Source organism: Mycobacterium sp. (genome assembly GCF_032159765.1).
GTDB lineage: Bacteria > Actinomycetota > Actinomycetes > Mycobacteriales > Mycobacteriaceae > Mycobacterium.
Map to the genome: position 1 here is coordinate 1 of NZ_JAVHWM010000206.1, position 19426 is coordinate 19426.

At 67.0% G+C, this 19426-nt stretch carries 17 protein-coding genes and 1 pseudogene; 12 read left to right on the forward strand and 6 right to left on the reverse strand.

The window, feature by feature from the left end; all coding sequences use genetic code 11:
• Together QOH60_RS26640 and QOH60_RS26645 are read left to right on the forward strand one after the other, a co-directional pair.
• Positions 1 to 1241 (forward strand): amidohydrolase family protein (locus QOH60_RS26640; protein ID WP_526424885.1); only part of this gene is annotated, 1241 nt, incomplete at its 5' end.
• Complete coding sequence (locus tag QOH60_RS26645; RefSeq protein ID WP_526424886.1) at positions 1238 to 2458, forward strand: cytochrome P450; 1221 nt, start codon at positions 1238 to 1240, stop codon at positions 2456 to 2458. The genes QOH60_RS26640 and QOH60_RS26645, both read left to right, overlap by 4 nt.
• Here the strand turns inward: QOH60_RS26645 and QOH60_RS26650 are convergent.
• Together QOH60_RS26650 and QOH60_RS26655 are read right to left on the reverse strand one after the other, a co-directional pair.
• A complete protein-coding gene (locus tag QOH60_RS26650; protein ID WP_526424887.1) occupies positions 2432 to 3574 on the reverse strand; it encodes an adenylate/guanylate cyclase domain-containing protein in 1143 nt (380 codons plus the stop codon). The genes QOH60_RS26645 and QOH60_RS26650 overlap by 27 nt on opposite strands.
• Positions 3575 to 3621: 47 nt before the next feature.
• Positions 3622 to 4518, reverse strand: a complete 897-nt coding sequence (locus QOH60_RS26655; RefSeq protein WP_526424888.1) for a hypothetical protein — start codon at positions 4516 to 4518, stop codon at positions 3622 to 3624.
• A gap of 58 nt (positions 4519 to 4576) precedes the next feature.
• On the opposite strand from QOH60_RS26655, the gene QOH60_RS26660 reads away from it, so the two are divergent.
• Positions 4577 to 5008: an HIT family protein gene (locus QOH60_RS26660; protein WP_526424901.1), complete on the forward strand. Its 432-nt coding sequence runs from the start codon at positions 4577 to 4579 to the stop codon at positions 5006 to 5008.
• 9 nt (positions 5009 to 5017) lie between these two features.
• On the forward strand, positions 5018 to 5467 hold the full coding sequence (locus QOH60_RS26665; RefSeq protein ID WP_526424889.1) for a nitroreductase family deazaflavin-dependent oxidoreductase: 450 nt from the start codon (positions 5018 to 5020) through the stop codon (positions 5465 to 5467).
• Here the strand turns inward: QOH60_RS26665 and QOH60_RS26670 are convergent.
• Complete coding sequence (locus QOH60_RS26670) at positions 5464 to 6513, reverse strand: LLM class flavin-dependent oxidoreductase (protein ID WP_526424890.1); 1050 nt, start codon at positions 6511 to 6513, stop codon at positions 5464 to 5466. The genes QOH60_RS26665 and QOH60_RS26670 overlap by 4 nt on opposite strands.
• 7 nt (positions 6514 to 6520) lie before the next feature.
• A complete protein-coding gene (locus QOH60_RS26675) occupies positions 6521 to 7348 on the reverse strand; it encodes a uracil-DNA glycosylase (RefSeq protein ID WP_526424891.1) in 828 nt (275 codons plus the stop codon).
• A 74-nt stretch (positions 7349 to 7422) separates the two neighbouring features.
• Between QOH60_RS26675 and tap the strand changes: the two genes are divergently transcribed.
• From tap to QOH60_RS26705, 6 genes and pseudogenes are all read left to right on the forward strand, one after another.
• Positions 7423 to 8715 (forward strand): multidrug efflux MFS transporter Tap, encoded by a 1293-nt coding sequence (gene tap / locus QOH60_RS26680; protein WP_526424892.1) that lies wholly within the window; start codon positions 7423 to 7425, stop codon positions 8713 to 8715.
• A gap of 40 nt (positions 8716 to 8755) precedes the next feature.
• Positions 8756 to 9235, forward strand: coding sequence for a hypothetical protein (locus tag QOH60_RS26685; protein ID WP_526424893.1), 480 nt, complete (start codon positions 8756 to 8758; stop codon positions 9233 to 9235).
• A 123-nt stretch (positions 9236 to 9358) separates the two neighbouring features.
• Positions 9359 to 10732, forward strand: a complete 1374-nt coding sequence (locus QOH60_RS26690; protein WP_526424894.1) for an FAD-binding oxidoreductase — start codon at positions 9359 to 9361, stop codon at positions 10730 to 10732.
• A 128-nt stretch (positions 10733 to 10860) separates the two neighbouring features.
• A pseudogene (locus tag QOH60_RS26695) lies at positions 10861 to 12093 on the forward strand (cytochrome P450); the annotation flags it as partial.
• A gap of 68 nt (positions 12094 to 12161) precedes the next feature.
• Positions 12162 to 12740: a TetR/AcrR family transcriptional regulator gene (locus QOH60_RS26700; RefSeq protein ID WP_526424895.1), complete on the forward strand. Its 579-nt coding sequence runs from the start codon at positions 12162 to 12164 to the stop codon at positions 12738 to 12740.
• Positions 12741 to 12760: 20 nt separating this feature from the next.
• Complete coding sequence (locus tag QOH60_RS26705; protein WP_526424896.1) at positions 12761 to 13129, forward strand: aminopeptidase; 369 nt, start codon at positions 12761 to 12763, stop codon at positions 13127 to 13129.
• Here the strand turns inward: QOH60_RS26705 and QOH60_RS26710 are convergent.
• Entirely contained in the window at positions 13126 to 14289 is a 1164-nt protein-coding gene (locus QOH60_RS26710; RefSeq protein WP_526424897.1) for an acyltransferase family protein, read from the reverse strand. The two genes, QOH60_RS26705 and QOH60_RS26710, sit on opposite strands and share 4 nt — an antisense overlap.
• Complete coding sequence (locus tag QOH60_RS26715) at positions 14286 to 15953, reverse strand: DEAD/DEAH box helicase (RefSeq protein WP_526424898.1); 1668 nt, start codon at positions 15951 to 15953, stop codon at positions 14286 to 14288. The genes QOH60_RS26710 and QOH60_RS26715 overlap by 4 nt, the downstream gene beginning before the upstream one ends.
• Before the next feature lie 80 nt (positions 15954 to 16033).
• Between QOH60_RS26715 and QOH60_RS26720 the strand changes: the two genes are divergently transcribed.
• Together QOH60_RS26720 and QOH60_RS26725 are read left to right on the forward strand one after the other, a co-directional pair.
• Entirely contained in the window at positions 16034 to 16585 is a 552-nt protein-coding gene (locus QOH60_RS26720; RefSeq protein WP_526424899.1) for an LppP/LprE family lipoprotein, read from the forward strand.
• Between the two features lie 34 nt (positions 16586 to 16619).
• The coding region (locus QOH60_RS26725; protein ID WP_526424900.1) for a TM0106 family RecB-like putative nuclease at positions 16620 to 19426 on the forward strand (2807 nt) is incomplete at its 3' end.

The following is a 19426-nucleotide window of genomic DNA, read 5'->3' on the forward strand; positions in this document are numbered from 1 at the left end:
ACGACGCGGTCGGCGGCGAATCGTCCGCAGAGCAGGTGGCGAAGATGGCCACGCTGCTCGCCGCCGCGCTGAGCGAGGGGGCGATGGGATTTTCGACCTCACAGTCGAATACGCACAACGACGGCTCAGGGCAACCGGTACCGTCGCGCAGCGCGTCACGCGAGGAGCTGCTGGCCCTCGCCGCAGTGCTGCGCGAGCATCCAGGCACCCAGCTCGAGGCGATCATCCCTGGCTGCCTGTCAGGGTTCACCGACGACGACATCGACCTGCTGGCCGGCATGTCGAAAGCGGCCAACCGACCACTGAACTGGAACGTGCTCGGCGTGTCGGCGGGCAATCCTGAGGGACACGAAAAGCAGCTCCGCGCTTCGAAAGAGGCGGCCGAGCGGGGAGGCCGCGTCGTCGCGCTGACGCTGCCGCACTCGACGAAAATCCGGCTATCGTTCCTGTCGGGCTTCGTGCTCGACGGGCTGCCGGGCTGGCGGGAGACGATGCACCTTCCGATCGCCGAACGGTTGCGGGCCCTTGCTGATCCCGAGGTGCGCCGCCGCCTCGACGAAGGCGCGCATTCGGAGGAGGCGGGAATCCTTCGCGGCCTTGCCAATTGGGAGCGTTTGATCATCGTCGAAACATTCGCCCCGCAGAACGCCGACGCCACCGGCCGCGCTGTGGGCGGGGTCGCCGCCGTGCGCGGAGCCGAGCCGTTCGACACGTTGCTGGACATCGTGATCGCCGACGAGCTGCGTACAGGGCTGTCGCCGAGGCCGTTTGGCGACGACGCCGCGGACTGGAAGATGCGTGCCGCGGTGTGGCGGAACCGGGACGCGGTGATCGGCGGCTCGGATGCCGGCGCGCATCTGGACATGATGTGCGGCGCGATCTACACGACATCGCTGCTTGGCCACGGTGTGCGCGAGCACCAGGTGGTGAGTCTGGAAGAAGCCGTGCAGCTGATCACCGACGTGCCGGCGCGGCTGTACGGACTCAAGGAACGTGGCAGGATCGCGCCGGGCTGGCATGCCGACCTTGTGATGTTCGACCCTGCGACAGTCGACCACGGGCCTGAGCGCACATGCTACGACTTACCCTCCGGCGCACCGCGCTTGGTGGCCGACGCGAAGGGGATCTCCTCAGTGTGGGTCGGCGGCGTCCAGGTGTGCCGGGACGGGGTGGCCAGCGGCGCGACGCCGGGCACCGTGCTGCGGTCGGGCCGCGACACCGAAACGGTGACGGCGTCGTGACCAACCGGGCGCGGCTCGAGCAGTTCGATCCCAGCAAGCTGCAAGACGGGCTGCTGATGGCGGTCGAGAACGTGCACGAGAAACTGCGTGCGGCACGCGAGAAGCATCGCGTGATGGTCGGCAGCCCGATCTTCGAGACCCCGGCGCAGAACATCGACGTGGCCGGGGTGACGGTGCTCGGCTACGACGAGTGCCAAGCGGTGCTCACCGACCCCGAGCGGTTCTCGTCGTCGATCTACGAGCACATCATGGGCCCGGTCATGGGCAAGACGCTGCTCGAACAGGAAGGCAACGAGCATCGGTCGAGCCGCGCGCTGGTGTCGCCGTTGTTCCGCGCGAAGCTGCTGGAGCGGTGGCGCACCGAGCTCATCGAGGTAGTGGTGCATGAGCTGATCGATCGGTTCGCGCCGCGAGGCCAAGCAGATCTGGTGCGGGAGTTCACGTTTGCGTTCCCAGTTCAGGTGATAGCCCGGTTGATGGGCCTGCCGCGCGAGGACTATGTGCGGTTCCAACAGCTTTCGATCGAGTTGCTCAGCGTGGTCTACGACTGGGATGTCGGGATGGCCGCGTCGGCGACGCTCAAGGAGTACTTCGCGGAGATCCTGGGACAGCGGCGAAAAGATCCGCAGGACGACTTGATCAGCACGCTGGCGGAATCCGAGATCGACGGGCAGCGGCTGAGCGACGACGAGATCTTCGCATTTCTCTTGCTGATCCTGCCGGCGGGAGTCGAGACGACGTATCGCGCATCGGGAAATCTGTTGGTGGCCATGCTTACTGAGCCGGGACTGATGGAGGCCCTGCGCGCCGACAGGCAACTGCTGCGCGGCGCAATCGAGGAGGCGATGCGATGGGAGCCGCCGATCAGCACGGTGGTGCGGGTGGCGCACAAGGACTGTGAGCTGGGTGGGATTGCAATCCCGGCGGGCACCAACGTCAGCGTGAGCGTCGCGGCGGCCAACCGCGATCCCGCGCACTACCCGGATCCGGACCGGTTCGACCCGACGCGACGCAACATCGCGCACTTGACTTTCGGCGCCGGCCCACACGTCTGTCTGGGCATGCCGCTCGCCAGGTTGGAGGCGGCCGTGGCGATCGGCGCTCTGCTCGACCGGCTGCCCGACCTACGGGCTGACCCGGCCGCGCCGTACCCCAGCATCACCGGCGTGGCGTTTCGGTCACCCGCGGCACTACCCGTCGAGTTCACGCCCGCCTGAATCAGTTTCCGCGCGACGCGCCCGGTACAGCTTCGTCTCGCCGCGGACGCCCTTCAGATGCCGCCCGCCGGCGAACGACCAAGTGAACCTGTCGTCTTCACCGATCTTGTCGCGCGTCGACTCGGCCACCAGTACCGCGCCGGGCCGCGCGACGTCGGTCACCCGGCTCGCCACGTTGACCGGGCTCCCGAACCAGTCACCGGCGCGGCTGACGGCCGACCCGCTCGCGATGCCGACGCGAAGTTGCGGCAGCTCCGCTTTGTCCGCTGCCGCAATGAGATCCAGCGTCGCTTCGACAAGCGGCACAGGATCCGGACACACGAACATCACCGCGTCTCCGATGGTCTTGACCAGCCGCACCGGAGGATCCGCAACGTCGTGAGCGATGTCGGACAGCCGGCTCGCGATCCCCTCCAGATCCTCGGGCGGCACGGCCTCGCCGAGCCGGGTGAAACCGACCAGGTCGGCGAATGCGACCGTCACCTCGCGCGCGCCCGGAAGCGTCGACCCCGCGGCCCGTTCGGATGCGTTCACGGCCTCGGTCTCCATGGCGTGCCGGAGCTGAAGAAAGAGCATGTCCTTGATCATCGGGCCCAGCAGCGGAACAACGCTCTCCACCATCGCTTCGGAGGCCTTGGCGACTTCCAGCTCGGTGGCACCCGGCGTCAGCACCCTCGACAGCGCGGTGTATCTCATCATCTCCGCTGCGTGAGACAAACCGTCGGCAAGCACACGCACCGCACCGATCAACTGGTCGCTGTCGAAGCCGGTATCGATGAATTCCTGGACCCCGGCGGCGACCTCGCCGTCGGCGCGCAGGAGCACTGGTTCGTTCGGATCGTCCACGTTCGACAACCCGAGAGCACGTTGCATCCGCTGAAACACCTCGAGGTTGACGTGGTGTTCTTCGCACATCTCACGGGCGGACACGAACGTCCCGTCGTCGCCCAACTCCCTGCGCGCCGGCAGCAGCATCGGCGCGAAGGCGCCGCGAATCTGCTCGACAGTGAACCCCTGCTCCATCAGCCAGGGGATCAACTCCGCGCGCTCCTCGCGCGCGCGGCCGTCGAGCCCGTCGAGCAGTCCGGATGCCTCGACATCGAACCCGGCGGTCATCGCGTCAACCTACCTCCACGGCGGCGCGTCACGTCCGCAGTCGCCGATCAGCACTTCGGCAGGGTGTCCCCGTTGTTGCTCTTGAAAAGGGCGTCGAGCAAGTTGCCCTGCGCCTGTGATTCCGCAGCGGTCTCCGCCGAGCCGCCCGGTGGTGCCGACACGATTTGCGACGGATTCGACACGTCGACTTGGCGCCGGTCGGCGTCGATCAGCGCATGGATCTTGTCGCGGAGGTCACTGACTTGGCCGTCGTATCCAGCGGGCCACCCAATTGTGTTGAGCGCGTCCGCGTATCGCTGTAGCGCGTCTTCCTCAACCCGGTTGGCGGCCTTCGCTGCGTTGAGGTCGGCATGGGCAAGAGCTGCGGTGAACAGCATCTCGGTGAGCGCGTTGTCACGTTGGTAGGTCTGGCGCCCAAAATTGAGCTGGTCGGCTGCGATCAGAGGCTGCGATGGCCGGTGTCCCAGCACTTCGGCAAGACGATCCACGTCGGTCGTCACCGCAGCATCGTCGAAGAACACGTAGGTCGCGAGCACGTTGCCCAGCGAAGACTCCGTCACGGCGGCGATCGAGTCGAGATGACGAACCTCACTCGCGTTGTTCGCGCGCAGCGAGTCAACGACGGTTTTGGCAGAAGACGGGAAGGCGATCTTGCCCAACAGCTCACCCCATGCCGCGACAAGACCGCGGTACTTGGCGGCGGTGTCCCGGAGAGCCGATACGTCGCGCTTGACGTTGGCGTCACTCAGAGCGGTTAGCGAAGCGCCGCAATCGGATACGTTCTTTGCATCGTGTAACTGTCGATATGCGCCTTCTGCGTCCGAAACAGTACTGGTCGTCGGCGCTGGTCCCGCCGGCTCCGACTGGTTTGCGCATCCGCCAAGCTGTGGCGCCGCGACTACCACCAGAGTGGCGAGAAGTGCCCTGACAGAAAGTCCCCCCATATCCGGAACCCTATACATGGCCCGCCAGCACCGTCAGCAAATGGTCTACCGTGGCGGAATGGGTTGCGTGTTCTGTGAGATCGTCGCGGGCAGGGCACCCGCGATCCGCATCTATGAAGACGACGACTATCTGGCCATCCTCGACATTCGTCCGTTCACTCGCGGGCACACCCTGGTGATCCCCAAGCAGCACACGGTCGATCTCACCGATACACCGCCGGAAACGTTGGCGTACATGATCGCGATCGGCCAGCGCATCGGACGTGCCGCGCGCGCATCGGAACTCGGCGCGGACGGCAACAACATCGCGGTCAACGACGGCAAAGCCGCGTTCCAGTCGGTACTCCATGTCCACCTTCACGTGCTGCCGCGGCGCAACGGCGACAAGCTTCAGTTCGCCAAAGGGTTGGTGTTGCGACGAGATCCCGACCGTGAGCAGACCGGGCGCATCCTGCGCGACGCGCTGGCGCGGATCGACGCCGAGCAGTAGGACGGACATATGAACGCTTCGCAATGGATTGAGACGAACCTGCTCGGACGGTTCCTGGCCGTGCATGATGCGATCTACCAGAAATCCGGTGGACGCATCGGCCACAAGCTGCCGGGCATGCCGCCGAATCTGCTCTTGCACACCGTCGGTGCGAAGTCCGGCCAACCCCGCACCAATACGTTGACGTATGCGCGTGACGGTGACGCGTATCTGATCGTCGCATCCAACGGCGGGGCGCCGCGATATCCGAGTTGGTACCACAATCTGCGCGCTCATCCCGAAGCCGAGATCAATGTCGGGACAAAGCGATTCGGTGTCACATGGCGTCAGGTGATGCCGGGCGACTCCGATTACAAGCACATGTGGCACGCGGTCAACAAGAACAACGCGGGCCGCTACGAGGGATATCAGGAACGTACGTCGCGGCCCATTCCGATATTCGCGCTCACCGCTGCCTAGAACAACTCCTTCGCGAGTAGCTCCAGCGTGGTCTCGCGGCCAACAGCGGTGGCCGGGTCGGTTCCGCGGCGCGCGGACGCGACGGGGTTGACCATCACCTCGTCGACGGAAAACCGCGCCGCGAGCGCCTTGACCTGTTCGGCGGCCTCTGCCGGGGTCCCCACGACGGCGCGCGCGCGTCCGGCCCGGATGATCGCCTGTTCGTGCGCACTCAGAGTGGCCTCTTGGGCGTCCTCCACCAGATCAAGCGGGCCGAGCGGCTGGCCGGTGCGCAGCCGGGCCATCATTTGCAGGTTCGGCAAGAGCTGGGCCTCGGCCTCCTCGCGCGTGGCCGCGACGGAGGCGTTGACGGTCAGGAATGTCACCGGTTCCGGCGTGTCCTCGCTGGGCACGAACTCCGATCGGTACACAGCAAGCGCCTCTTCGGTGCCCTCGCCGGTGAAGTGGTGTGCGAACACGTACGGCAGGCCCTTGGCGGCCGCGAGGTGCGCGGAGTACATCGACGAACCCAGCAGCCATACCTGCGGTTCGCTGACTGCGGCGGGCGTGGCCTTGAGCGCGTACTGCTGCTGCGGAAGTGAGACCTGGGCGCCGTGCTTGCTCATCAGCGCGACGACGTGGTCGAGATACTTCGGGAACTCGTCGATGTCAGTCTGAAAGTCCGAGCCGTCGCGTCCTCTCGAATTGCGCAGCATGAACGACGTCACGGGGTCAGAACCGGGAGCCCGCCCTATGCCGAGGTCGATGCGGCCGGGGAACGCTGCCTCGAGCAGCGCGAACTGCTCGGCGACGGCCAGCGGGGCGTGGTTGGGAAGCATGACGCCGCCGGACCCGAGCCGCAGCTGGGAGGTGTGGGCACCGAGGTAGGCGATCAGCACCGGCGGGCTGGTGGCGCCGACGGCCGGCATGTTGTGGTGTTCGGCGACCCAGTACCGGGTGAAGCCGAGGCGGTCGGCGGTCTGCGCCAGCCGCAGCGTCGCGGCCAGCGCATTCGAGGTGGACTGGTCGGCGCGCACGGGGACGAGGTCAAGGACGGAAAGCTGCATCAGAAGTTCAACGCCCCTGCCGCACCGGAATTCCCGCCGCGTCGCGGGCGCGGGCGAAGACGTCGTCGAGCATCGCGGCGGTCAGCTTTCCGGTGAACGTGTTCTGCTGGCTGGGGTGATAGCACCCAAGCAACAGCTTGTCGCCGATCGCTGCGTGCGCGCAGTGGCCGAATTTCGGGGCGGGCCGGGCGCTGCTTCCCGCCATCTGTAGTGCAGCGCGCCACGCAAAATTGCCAAGCGCCACAATCACTTTCACCCCCGGTCCGACAAGCCGCCATTCCGCGTCCAGCCAGGGCTCGCAGGTCTGTCTCTCGGAAGGCGTCGGCGCGTTGGCCGGGGGCGCGCAGCGCACGGCAGCCACCACCCGGGTGTCGACGAGGCGCAGTCCGTCGGCGGCGTCGACGGCCACCGCCTGGTTCGCAAGGCCGGCCCGATGCAGTGCGCCGTACAGCATGTCGCCGGACCGGTCGCCGGTGAACACGCGGCCTGTGCGGTTCGCACCGTGCGCCGCGGGCGCCAGACCGACGACAAGCAGGCGCGGACTGTCCGAACCCCAACCAGGCGCCGGTCGACCCCAGTACGGCTGTGCCGCAAACGATTTACGCTTCGTCACGGCGACCTCTTCGCGCCACTGAACCAGCCGTGGGCACGCCCTGCATACCGAAACCGCGGCGTCGAGCTCGGCAACTGTCGTCGCAGTCGCCGCCAATCTGGCGACGCGCTCGGACGTCGTCGCCACCGGCGTCTCGGCGCTCGCGGGATCTCCGGGCCAGCCGGCACCCGGCGTCGCCGGCGAGTCGAACGAAACGCCGAGTCGCGGATGGGGCAAGCGCACCGGTCCACTGTGCACCGTCGACAAATCAGTCGTCGACCCGGATGCTGCGCTGCTAGATTCCGGGGCAGATTCCCATGTCCACTTTCTTCCTGCGCCGCCGCCCAGAGACGTCGGCCCGGCCGGTATTCCTGCTGCTGTTCGCCACGCTCGTGGCCGCGGCGGGCAACGGCATCAGCATCATCGCCTTTCCGTGGCTTGTGTTGCAGCGCAACGGAAGTGCGCTCGAGGCGTCGATCGTGGCCGGTGCCGCGTCACTGCCCCTGCTGTTTTCGACGCTGCTGGCGGGCACGGCCGTCGACTTCTTCGGCAGAAAGCGAATCTCGATCATCTCGGACGTGATGTCGGGCTTGACCGTCGTCGCCGTTCCCGTCGTCGCCTTGATGTTCGGCGCGTCCGCAGTGAACGTCGTCGTGCTCGCGGCCCTGGCGGCACTCGGCGCACTGTTCGACCCCGCGGGAATGACCGCGCGTGAGTCGATGCTGCCGGAGGCGGCGGGGCACGCGGGCTGGACGCTCGACCGGACCAACGGGCTCTACGAGGCGACGTTCAATGTCGCCTATCTCGCGGGACCGGGGATCGGTGGGCTGCTGATCGCCACGATCGGCGGCATCGAGACGATGTGGGTGACCGCAGCGACGTTCGTGTTGTCGATTGTCGCCGTCGCGGTGGTGCGCCTCGATGGCGCCGGACCGCCGACTGAGCAGGACCGGCCCGACGGCATGTGGTCGGGCATGACCGAGGGGCTGAAGTTCGTCTGGAACCTCAAGGTGCTGCGCACGCTCGCCTTGATCGACCTCGCGATGAATGGCCTGTACCTGCCGATGGAAGGCGTGCTGTTCCCGAAATACTTCGCCGATCGCAACGAACCGGCCCAACTCGGCATGGCCCTGGTGGCGATGAGCGTCGGGGGGCTGGTGGGCGCGCTGGCATACCCGCTGGTGATTCGTCACCTCAGCCGACGCACGACGCTGCTCGTCGCCACCCTCACTCTGGGCGCGGCGACGGCTGTTATCGCGCTGCTGCCCCCGACGGCGGTGATCCTGGCGCTGTGCGCGCTGATCGGGCTCGTTTACGGGCCGATCGCGCCGATCTACAACTACGTGATGCAGACGAAGTCGCCTCCGCAGCTTCGCGGGCGGGTGGTAGGCGTGATGACCTCGCTGGCGTATGCGGCTGGGCCTCTCGGTTTCATGCTGGCGGGCCCGCTGGCCGACGCGTTCGGGCTGCCGGTGACGTTCCTCGCGCTCGCCGTGCCGATGATCGCGATCGGCTTGGTGGCGGTGCGGCTGCGGTCTCTGTATGAACTCGATGCCCCATCAACGCCGCCAGGCGGACTTGCGCCATCACCGGGCCACCCGCAAACTTGAACACCAGCACCACAAAAAAGGGGTACGCGAGGAGTTGAGGGTGAGCATCGACATCGCTGCGATGGCGAAAATTGCTGGTGTAGGGGTTGCGGGGCTGGCCGCGGCGGTGATCGTTGCGCCGGGCGCATTCGCCGACCCGCAGGTTCCCGGGCCACCTCCGGGTCCCGACGCCACCGTGCAGGCCTCCGCCCCGCCGCCCTTGCAGGGTTCCACCCCGCCCGACGGGGTCCCGCACTTGACGAGCCCCGACAACCTGCCTCCTGACACCAGCGCCGAACCGGTCGGACCGCAATCGGGTCCGGGCACGTCGTACGCGCGCGACATCTGGAACTCGATGCAGACGCAGGACATCTCCTGGAGGCAGGGTCTGCTTCTGCTCATCGCGCAGCGACCGATGAATCCAAATGCCGCGCCGCCGCCAGGGATGTCCAGCAGCCCGCAGCCGCAAGGGCCGCAACAACCGGCGCCCGACGCACCTGCGCCGCCCCCCGCACCCGGGGCCGTACCGCTGACGCCTTAGCGCTCACAGCGGTTCACACCTGGGTTCGTTTCCCAGGGGCTTTCGTCGGCTATCCAGCCAGAGAACGATAAGGGCAGCCACGGCGCGGCCGTGGCGCCGCCTCAGAGCCGAGGAGACCGCCCCATGACCGACGACCGAGACCCGCTTGACGACCTGATCGCCGAGTTGCCGGACGGCATGGTCGTCACCGACCCCGCCAAGACCGACAAATACCGTCAGGACCGGGCATTCGACCCGGCGGCGGGAAAGCCGATGGCCGTGGTGCGGCCGCTGCGGACCGAGGAAGTGCAGACGGTCATGCGCTGGGCGAGCAAGCACCGCGTCCCGGTAGTTCCCCGTGGCGCAGGAACCGGGTTGTCCGGGGGCGCAACGGCACTGGACAACGGGATTGTGCTCTCGACAGAGCGGATGCGCGATATCGACGTCGACCCGGTGACTCGCACCGCCGTCGTGCAGCCTGGGCTGTTTAATGCCGAGGTCAAAAAGGCGGTCGCCGAGCACGGGCTGTGGTACCCGCCCGATCCGTCGTCGTTCGAGATCTGCAGCATCGGCGGCAACATCGCGACCAACGCCGGCGGCCTGTGCTGTGTCAAATACGGCGTCACCACCGACTATGTGCTCGCCTTGCAGGTGGTGCTTGCCGACGGCACCGCGGTGCGCCTGGGCGGCCCCCGCCTGAAAGACGTTGCGGGACTGAGCCTGACGAAGCTGTTCGTCGGTAGTGAAGGAACACTGGGCGTGATCACCGAAGTCACCCTGCGGCTGCTGCCCAAGCAGAATCGGGCGAGCACGGTGGTCGCGGCATTTGCGTCTCTCGAGGCGGCAGTAAGCGGCATACTCGCCGTGTCGGCCCGGATGCGCCCATCGTTGCTGGAGTTCATGGACTCGGTCGCGGTGAACGCCGTCGAGGACAAGCTGAAGATGGGCCTGGACCGCGACGCCGCGGCGCTGGTGATCGCCGGCTCCGACGAGCGCGGGCGATCCGCCGGAGAGGACGCCGAGGTGATCGCCGCGCTGTTCGAGGAGAACGGCGCAACCGAGGTGTTCTCGACCGACGACCCCGATGAGGGTGAAGCCTTCGTCGCCGCTCGCCGGTTCGCGATTCCGGCGGTCGAGGCCAAGGGCACGCTGCTGCTGGAGGATGTCGGCGTGCCACTTCCCCGGCTCGGCGACCTCGTGTCGGGGATCGCGGAGATCGCCGCCGAGCGCGACGTGATGATCTCGGTGATCGCGCATGCCGGCGACGGCAACACCCACCCGCTCATCGTGTACGACCCCGCCGACGCGGCCATGAAAGAGCGAGCCGACAAGGCGTTCGGCGAGATCATGGACCTGGCGGTAGGGCTGGGCGGCACGATCACGGGCGAGCATGGGGTCGGGCGGTTGAAGCGGCCCTGGCTGGCGGGCCAGATCGGTCCCGACGCGATGGCGCTGAACCAGAAGATCAAAGACGCGCTGGACCCGGCCGGAATTCTGAACCCGGGCGCGGCGATCTAGGGGTCCCGCGCCTCGGCGCCTGCGCCGAGACTGCTGGGAGATCACATTTTCACGCGATTTCGCGATCTGGCAGCAGTCTCGGCGCAGGCCTGGTTGACAGTGCTCCTCATTTGTCGTATTCATAAGACATGACGGCTACTTTGTCTCATGGGACTCCCGCGGTATTCGAGCTGGCGACCGCGACGAGCTGGCGCAACCCGTGGCCGATGTATCAGGCCCTGCGCGACCACGACCCCGTCCACCACGTTGTCCCGCCGGACAAGCCCGACCACGACTACTTCGTGCTCTCCCGCCATGCCGACGTGTGGGAGTCGGCGCGCGACCATGAGACGTTCTCGTCGGCGCAGGGCCTGACCGTCAACTACGGCGAGCTGGAACTGATTGGACTGCAAGACAATCCACCGATGGTGATGCAGGACCCGCCGGTGCACACCGAATTCCGCAAGCTCGTGGCGCGCGGCTTCACCCCACGCCAGGTCGCGGCAGTCGAGCCGGCGGTCCGCGCGTTCGTCGTCGAGCGACTGGAGCGCCTGCTGGCTTCCGGAGGCGGGGACATCGTGGCGGAGTTGTTCAAGCCGCTTCCGTCGATGGTGGTCGCGCACTACCTCGGTGTGCCCGAATCCGACCGCAAGCAGTTCGACGGCTGGACCGAGGCGATCGTCGCGGCCAACACCGTCGAGGGCGGCATCGCGAATGCCCTGGAGACGCTGGGCGACGCGGTGGGCTCGATGATGGCCTACTTCACCGCGCTGATCGAGCGTCGCCGCAAGGATCCCGGCGACGACACCGTCTCGCACCTGGTCGCCGCCGGTGTGGGCGCGGACGGGGACATCGCAGGCACGCTGTCGATCCTGGCCTTCACGTTCACGATGGTCACCGGCGGCAACGACACGGTTACGGGCATGCTTGGCGGAGCCGTGCAGCTGCTGCACCAGCGCCCGGATCAACGGCGTCTGCTGGCAGAAAACCCCGAGCTCATTGCGGACTCGGTGGACGAGTTCCTGCGGCTGACCGCTCCCGCACAATGCCTGGGCCGCACCGTCACCCGGGACGTCACCCTGCACGGCACGACGATTCCCGAGGGCCGGCGGGTGCTGTTCCTGTACGGGTCGGCCAACCGGGACGAGCGCCAATACGGGCCGAACGCAGCAGAACTCGACGTCACGCGTCGTCCCGCCAAGATCCTGACGTTCAGCCACGGCGCGCACCACTGCATCGGCGCTACCGCCGCCCGCATGCAGTCCCGGGTGGCATTGACCGAATTGCTTTCGCGCTGCCCAGATTTCGAGGTCGACGAGGACGCGATCGTGTGGGCCGGCGGCAGTTACGTGCGACGGCCGCTGTCGGTGCCGTTCACTGTGAAACGCTTGCCAGGGCGAGCGAAGCGACGGGAAGGGTTGCCAGGGCGAGCGAAGCGACGGGAAGGGTGATGCCCGGCGATTGGCTCGCCGCGAGCCGGACCGAAGTGGCCGCCGACCGCATCCTCGACGCCGCAGCGGAGCTGTTCGCCAGGCAGGATGCCGCGTCGGTCGGAATGAACGAAATCGCAAGGGCCGCAGGGTGTTCGCGCGCCACGCTATACCGGTACTTCGAGAACCGCGAAGCCTTGCACACCGCGTTCGTCAACCGGGAGGCGTACCGGCTGAACCACGAGCTCGGCAACGAGGTGCGCGACATCGCCGACCCCGGCGAGCGGCTCGTCACAGGGATCACCACCGCGCTGAGAATGGTCCGCAACAATCCCGCGCTGGCGTCGTGGTTCGCCATGACAGAGCGGCCGATCGGTGGCGACATGGCCGAACGATCGGAGGTGATCGAGGCGCTGACGGCGGCGTTCGTCACCTCGCTGGGCTCCAATGACCCTGCGGCGGTTGATCGCCGCGCCCGATGGCTGGTGCGGGTGATCACGTCGCTGCTGATGTTCCCGGGCCGCGACGCGGCCGACGAGAGGCAGATGCTGGAGGAATTCGTCGTCCCGAACGTGATTGGGGCGTTTGTCGAATCGTAGCGGCGGGTACCAGGGCGGGCATGAACACACGAATGTTGGTCCTGGTCGCGGGTGTGGTGTTGCTGGTGGCAGGCGTGATTGGCCTGCTCGTGCCGGTATCCGCAAACGGCGGCGGCGACAAGAGCGTCGGGTGCGGCAGTGCCCTGATCAGCGACAAGTCGCAGGCGCAGGCCGAAGACAATAACCTGAGCAACAAGGGCGCAGACCTTGCTAAAGACGTGGGAGTCCCCCAACTCGCTCCGGCTGTCCCCGGCCAGACCAATTATGTGGCCGCCTGCGATTCCGCACTGGGCAGCCGCCGGGCGTGGACGATCCCGCTCGCTGTCGTGGGCTTGCTGGTAGTCGGCGGCTCGTTCTTCATCCGCGGCCGTACGGCAAGAGCGCTTTAGGAGCGCACCCGGGTCAGCCGGTGCAGCAGCCAGGCCAGCGGAACCGTCATGACGAACGTGACCACGAAGAGCCCCGCCATGTTGCCGGTGTAGATGTGCCAGTGCAGCACGTTGACCATCGCGATGTCGATGACGATGAGGTGGATCAGGAAGATCTCGTAGGAGATCTCACCGAGCCACACCATTGGCCGGCTCGCCAGCGCCCGCGAATACCAGCCGCGATTGCCGAGCGCTAACGGCGCCACCAAAAGCGTGGCGATCACCGCGTAGAACGCGCTCTTGGTCAACGCCGGCCAGAGTTCGGTGGGCGCGGTGGTGGGCTCGCCGCCGATGGGCGTCGACACGATGAAGTAGCAGATCAGCGCCAGCGGCAGGCACAGGAAGCCGTACCACTGCGTGCCCATCTGGGCCAGCACGGCAAGCATCATTCCGCCGAGAAACCACGCCAAGTACGAAGGCAGCCACAGCGTCGCCCCGTCGGGCAGGAAGTCGGTGGTGTGCACCAGCCACAACCACAGCGGCGTGACCGCTCCCAACGCCACCACGCCCGTCAACACCAGCCAGGGGTGCCATCGCCGCCGGCACAACACGTTCAACAACAGAGCCGCCAGCAGCGGCAGCACGATGTAGAAAGCCACCTCCACGGCAAGGCTCCACATTTGTGTGAGTCCTTGGTGCAGATAGGAAGTGATGTAGTTGTCCGTGTAAGGCTGCGTCAGCGTCAGGTTGCGGATCAGGCCGGTCACGCTGTGACCTGCGTTGGGGTAGCCGGTTCGGTAGTGATAGACGATGTACGCGACCACGACGGTGACCACGTACGCCGGCATGATGCGGCGCACCCGATGCCATGCGTAGCGGGCCACCGACGGCGGCGGGCGGTCGTCGGCAGCGGCACGCACCCACGGTCCGAACAGCAAGAACCCTGAGAGCACGAAGAAGATCGGCACGCCGATCTCCATGCGCGAGAACACAAGCCCGGCATACCCGTGCCCGTACTTACCGGTGGTGTATGCGGCGTGCGTGGCCAGTACCAGCAGGGCGGCCACCGCGCGGATCCCTGTCAGCGACGCGACCCGCTCGGTCTTCGATATCGATTCCAGCCCCCCTTGCTCCTCGAGCTCCGGCGGCCGCCCGGCGTCGGCGTTGCGGGACAGAGTCATGACGACTTCCGCCGCGGCTTCCCTCCCGGGCGACGGTCGGGTTGCAGATTGATCAGCACACCCGATATCCGGGTGCGCTCCAGCGCTTTCAGCGTGTCGCGGGACAGCTTGGCAGGCAGTTCGACCAGCGAGAAATCGGGATGGATCGCGATGTGGCCGAAGTCGCTGCGATGCAGCCCGCCTTCGTTGGCGATCGCGCCGACGATCGCGCCAGGGCCGATCTTGTGCCGCTTTCCGACGTCGATGCGGTATGTCGCCATCTTCTGAGTTGTCCTGCGCGGCTTGGCATCCCGTTCGGGTCGTTCACGACGCTCAGGCGGCGGTTCGGGGCGCATGAGGAACTCGTCGCCGTCGCGGGCCTGAAGCGCCAGCGCCGCGGCGATATCACCCATCGGCACGTCGTGCTCGCGTTCGTACTCCTCGACCAGCCCGCGGAAGAGGTCGATGCCCGGCGCCGACAACGCTTCGGTGATCGAATCCCGGAACCTGGCGACACGTTGCGCGTTGACGTCGTCGACTGAGGGCAGCTGCATCTCAGTGAGCTTCTGACGGGTGGCCTTCTCGATCGCCTTGAGCAAGTAGCGTTCTCGGGGGGATACGAACAGCACCGCGTTGCCACTTCGCCCTGCCCGGCCGGTACGCCCGATGCGGTGCACATACGACTCGGTGTCGTGCGGGATGTCGTAGTTCAGCACATGCGAGATGCGGTCCACGTCAAGCCCACGGGCTGCCACATCGGTGGCGACCAGGATGTCGACCGTGCCGTCCTTGAGTGCCGCGATCGTCCGCTCCCGTTGCGCCTGGGGGATGTCGCCGTTGATGGCCGCGGCCGAAAACCCTCGCGCACTGAGCTTTCCGGCGACTTCTTCGGTGGCCTGCTTGGTGCGGACGAACACGATCATCGCCTCGAACGGCTCAACCTCCAGCACCCGCGTCAGCGCGTCCATCTTTCTCGCGCCTGCCACCTGGAGGTAGCGCTGTGAAATGTTCTCCGCGGTCGCGGTTTTGGATTCGACGGTCACTTCGACCGGATCGTGCAGGTATTTCGTCGTGATCTTGCGGATGGCCGCGGGCATGGTCGCGGAGAACAGCGCCACCTGCTTGTATTCCGGCGTGTCCGCGAGGATGCGTTCGACGTCCTCGGCGAAGCCCATCTGCAGCATCTCGTCGGCCTCGTCGAGCACCAGGTAGTCCAGCCGGGACAGATCCAGCGTGCCGCGCTCCAGGTGGTCGATCACCCGGCCGGGTGTCCCGACGACGACGTGCGCGCCGCGCTTCAATCCCGCGAGCTGCACGCCGTAGGACTGACCGCCGTAGATCGGGAGCACGTTGATCGCAGGCAGATGTGCGCCGTAGCGCCTGAACGCCTCCGAAACCTGCAGCGCCAGCTCGCGGGTGGGCGCCAACACCAGCGCCTGCGTGCTTTTGTTGTCCGGCTCGATCTTCGAAAGGATCGGGATCGCGAACGCGGCCGTCTTACCGGTCCCCGTCTGGGCCATCCCGACCACGTCGGAACCCGCCATCATGGCCGGAATCGTCGCCGCCTGCACCGGTGAGGGCGACTCATAGCCGACGTCACCGACGGCCTGCAGCACCGAGGGGTGAATGTGCAGGTCGGCGAACGAGGCCACGGGACGGGAGACGTCCTGATCAGGGAAGGTCATCGTGGACAAAGTCTAGTGGCCCGCGGACGTCGGCCCTGCCTGCGGTGAAATCGGCGCCCACGACGGTACCGTGCCCACTTGTGAAGACGCCCGTTCTGCCTGTCGTGGCGGCCGTTGCGGCCGTGACGCTTGCCGGTTGCGGCGCCAGCGACTCGACCGTCGCCAAGACACCGGAACCCGTCGCCACAGTGGCGAAAACACCCCAGGCATCGGCCCCCGCGCCGTCACCGAGCGCGGCGCCGCCGGGCCCGCCCGCGCCCAACGATCCGTGTGCGACCAACCTCGCGTCGGCGGAAATCAGCAAGGCAGTGGCGGGGCTGGCTCCCGACCCGCGCAGCGGCCAGCCATGGAATCCCGAGCCCCTCGCGGGCAACTACAACGAATGCGCGCAGCTATCGGCGGTGATCATCAAAGCCAACACGAACGCGGCCAATCCGAACACCCGCGCGGTGATGTTCCACCGGGGCAAGTTCATCCCCAACGGGGTGCCGGATACGTTCGGGTTCAACGGCATCGACTCGTCGGCGAGCACCGGTGACATGGTCGCGCTGAAGTATTCCAACGCGGGCCTGGCCAGCACGGTCCGCTTCCGGTGGAACGGCAACAACGTGGAGCTCGTCGCCAAGACGTGAGTCAGGTGTCGGGCCCCTGCCATACAGTGGCAGCGTGTTAGTCGACAACGGCAGCGTCATCTACAGCGCATCCGATCTCGCAGCGGCCGCTCGCTGCGAGTATGCGCTGCTGCGTTCGTTCGACGCCCGCCTCGGGTGGGGCGCTCCCGTCGCCGTGGAAGACGAATTGCTTGCTCGCACTGCCACTCTCGGCGCTGAGCACGAGCAGCGCCATCTCGACGAACTGCGCACGCATAGCGGTGCGGTCATCATCGGCAGGCCCAGGTTCACCGTCGAAGGGCTGGTCGCGGCCCGCGACCAGACGATGAGGGCAATCGAGCGTAGGGGGCCGGTGATCTACCAGGCCGCGATGTTCGACGGCCGGTTCGTCGGCTTCGCCGACTTCCTGCTGTGGACGGGGCAGCGATACCGACTGCGCGACACCAAACTCGCGCGTTCCGTGAAGGTCGAAGCGCTCTTGCAGCTGGCTGCCTACGCCGACGTCCTGACGACCGCCGGAGTGCCCGTCGAGGACGAGGTCGAGCTGTTGCTGGGAAACGGTGAATTCGCGAGCTACGCTGTGCGCGAACTAATTCCGGTTTACCAGCCGCGGCGGACCGCGCTGGAGCGCCTACTCGACGAGCACTTCGCGGGTGGCGAAGCGGTCCGGTGGGAGAACGAGCACGTGCGGGCGTGCTTCCGATGCCCCGAATGCACAATTGCTGTCCGCGCACACGACGACCTTCTGCTGGTGGCCGGGATGCGGGTCAGCCAACGGGCCCGGCTCATCGACGCCGGCGTTGGCACCATCACCGAGCTGGCGGCCCACGACGGCCCGGTGCCCGAGATGTCGGCCAGGACCGTCACCGCGCTGCGCGCGCAGGCCGGGCTGCAGGTCGCGCCCCGAGACAACGGCAAGCCGCCCTATGAGGTGGTCGACGCGCAGCCGCTGATGGTTCTCCCTGAACCCGACAAAGGCGACCTGTTCTTCGACTTCGAGGGCGATCCGCTGTGGACTGCCGACGGCACCCAGTGGGGCCTGGAATACCTGTGGGGCGTGCTTACCGTCGACGACAAGTTCCAGCCGTTCTGGGCACACGACCGGGCCAGCGAGCGGGCGGCGCTCGCCGACTTCCTGGCCATGGTCCGCAAGCGCCTCCGGCGCTACCCGGGCATGCACATCTACCACTACGCGGCCTACGAGAAAACCACGCTGCTGCGGCTTGCAGGCCGGTACGGAGTCGGCGAGCACGACGTCGACGAACTGCTGCGCAACGGCGTCCTCGTCGACCTCTATCCGTTGGTGCGTAAGAGCATTCGGGTCGGCACCGAAAGCTACAGCATCAAGTACCTGGAGCCGCTGTACATGGGCAACGAGCTGCGCAGCGGCGGGGTAACCACGGCCGCGGACTCGATTACGGAGTACGCCCGCTTCTGCAGCCTGCGCGACGACGGCCGCCACGACGACGCCGCGGCCGTTCTGAAGGAGATCGAGGACTACAACCGCTACGACTGCCGCTCCACGCGCCGGCTGCGGGACTGGCTGATGGCACGGGCGATCGAGTCGGGCGTGCCGCCGCGGGGCCCGCAACCGGCAACCCAGGGCGGGGCCATCGAGGCGGCAGACGACCTCGAACGCACGCTGCTCACGTTCGCGGGCGACGGCATCGAGGACCGCACACCGCAGCAGACCGCGGTCGCGATGATCGCCGCCGCACGGGAGTACCACAAGCGGGAGGACAAACCGTTCTGGTGGTCCCATTTCGATCGGGTGAACAACCCGGTCGAGGAATGGGCCGACGACAGCGGCGTCTTCATCGCCGAGAGTGCCGAGATCGTCGCCGATTGGCACCAGCCGCCCAAGGCGCGCAAGCTTCAGCGCCACACCCGGCTGACCGGCGAACTCGCGAACGGTGAACTCGCACACGAGATGTACGCGCTGTACAACCCACCGGCGCCGGCCGGGCTCAGCGAAGACCCGGACCGACGGGCCTTCGCGACGGTGACGCTGTCCGGGTGCGACAACCCCGATGCCCCCACCGAGGTCGTGGTCATCGAGAGGCAACCCAAGGACGGCGACGTCTTCGACCAGGTGCCGTTCGCGCTGACCCCCGGGCCGCCGATCAACACCAAGCCGCTGCAGGAGTCGATCGCCGAGACGGCGGCCGCCGTCGCCGCAGGGTTGCCGAACGTGCCCGCTGACGCCGTCACCGACATCCTGCTGCGGCGGCCGCCGCGGACCGTCAGCACTCGGCCGCTCCCCCGCACCGGCGTTGTCGCCGACGACATCGTCGAGGCACTCCTCGACCTCGACTCGTCCTACCTCGCTGTGCACGGCCCACCAGGCACCGGCAAGACATTCACCACGGGCCAGGTCATCGCCCGCCTGGTCAACGACCACAACTGGCGAGTCGGTGTGGTGGCGCAATCGCACGCCGTCGTCGAGAACCTGTTCTGCGACGTCATGGATTCCGGCGTCGACGGTGCGCGTGTGGGAAAGAAGCTCAACAGCGTCAACGCCGGTTGGACCGAGCTCACCAACCCCGAGTTCGCCGGGTTCATCGCGGGCCATGACGGGTGCGTGGTCGGTGGCACGGGCTGGGACTTCGCCAACGCCAACAAGATCCCGCGGTTGGCACTTGACCTGCTCGTGGTCGAGGAAGCGGGGCAATACAGCCTGGCCAACACCATCGCGGTGGCGCCGTCAGCCCGCAACCTGATGCTGCTCGGCGATCCGCAGCAGCTGCCGCAGGTCAGCCAGGGCACCCATCCCGAACCCGTCGACCAGTCCGCGCTGGGCTGGCTGGTTGACGGACATCAGACGCTGCCGCCGGAGCGCGGCTACTTTCTGGCCTACTCCTT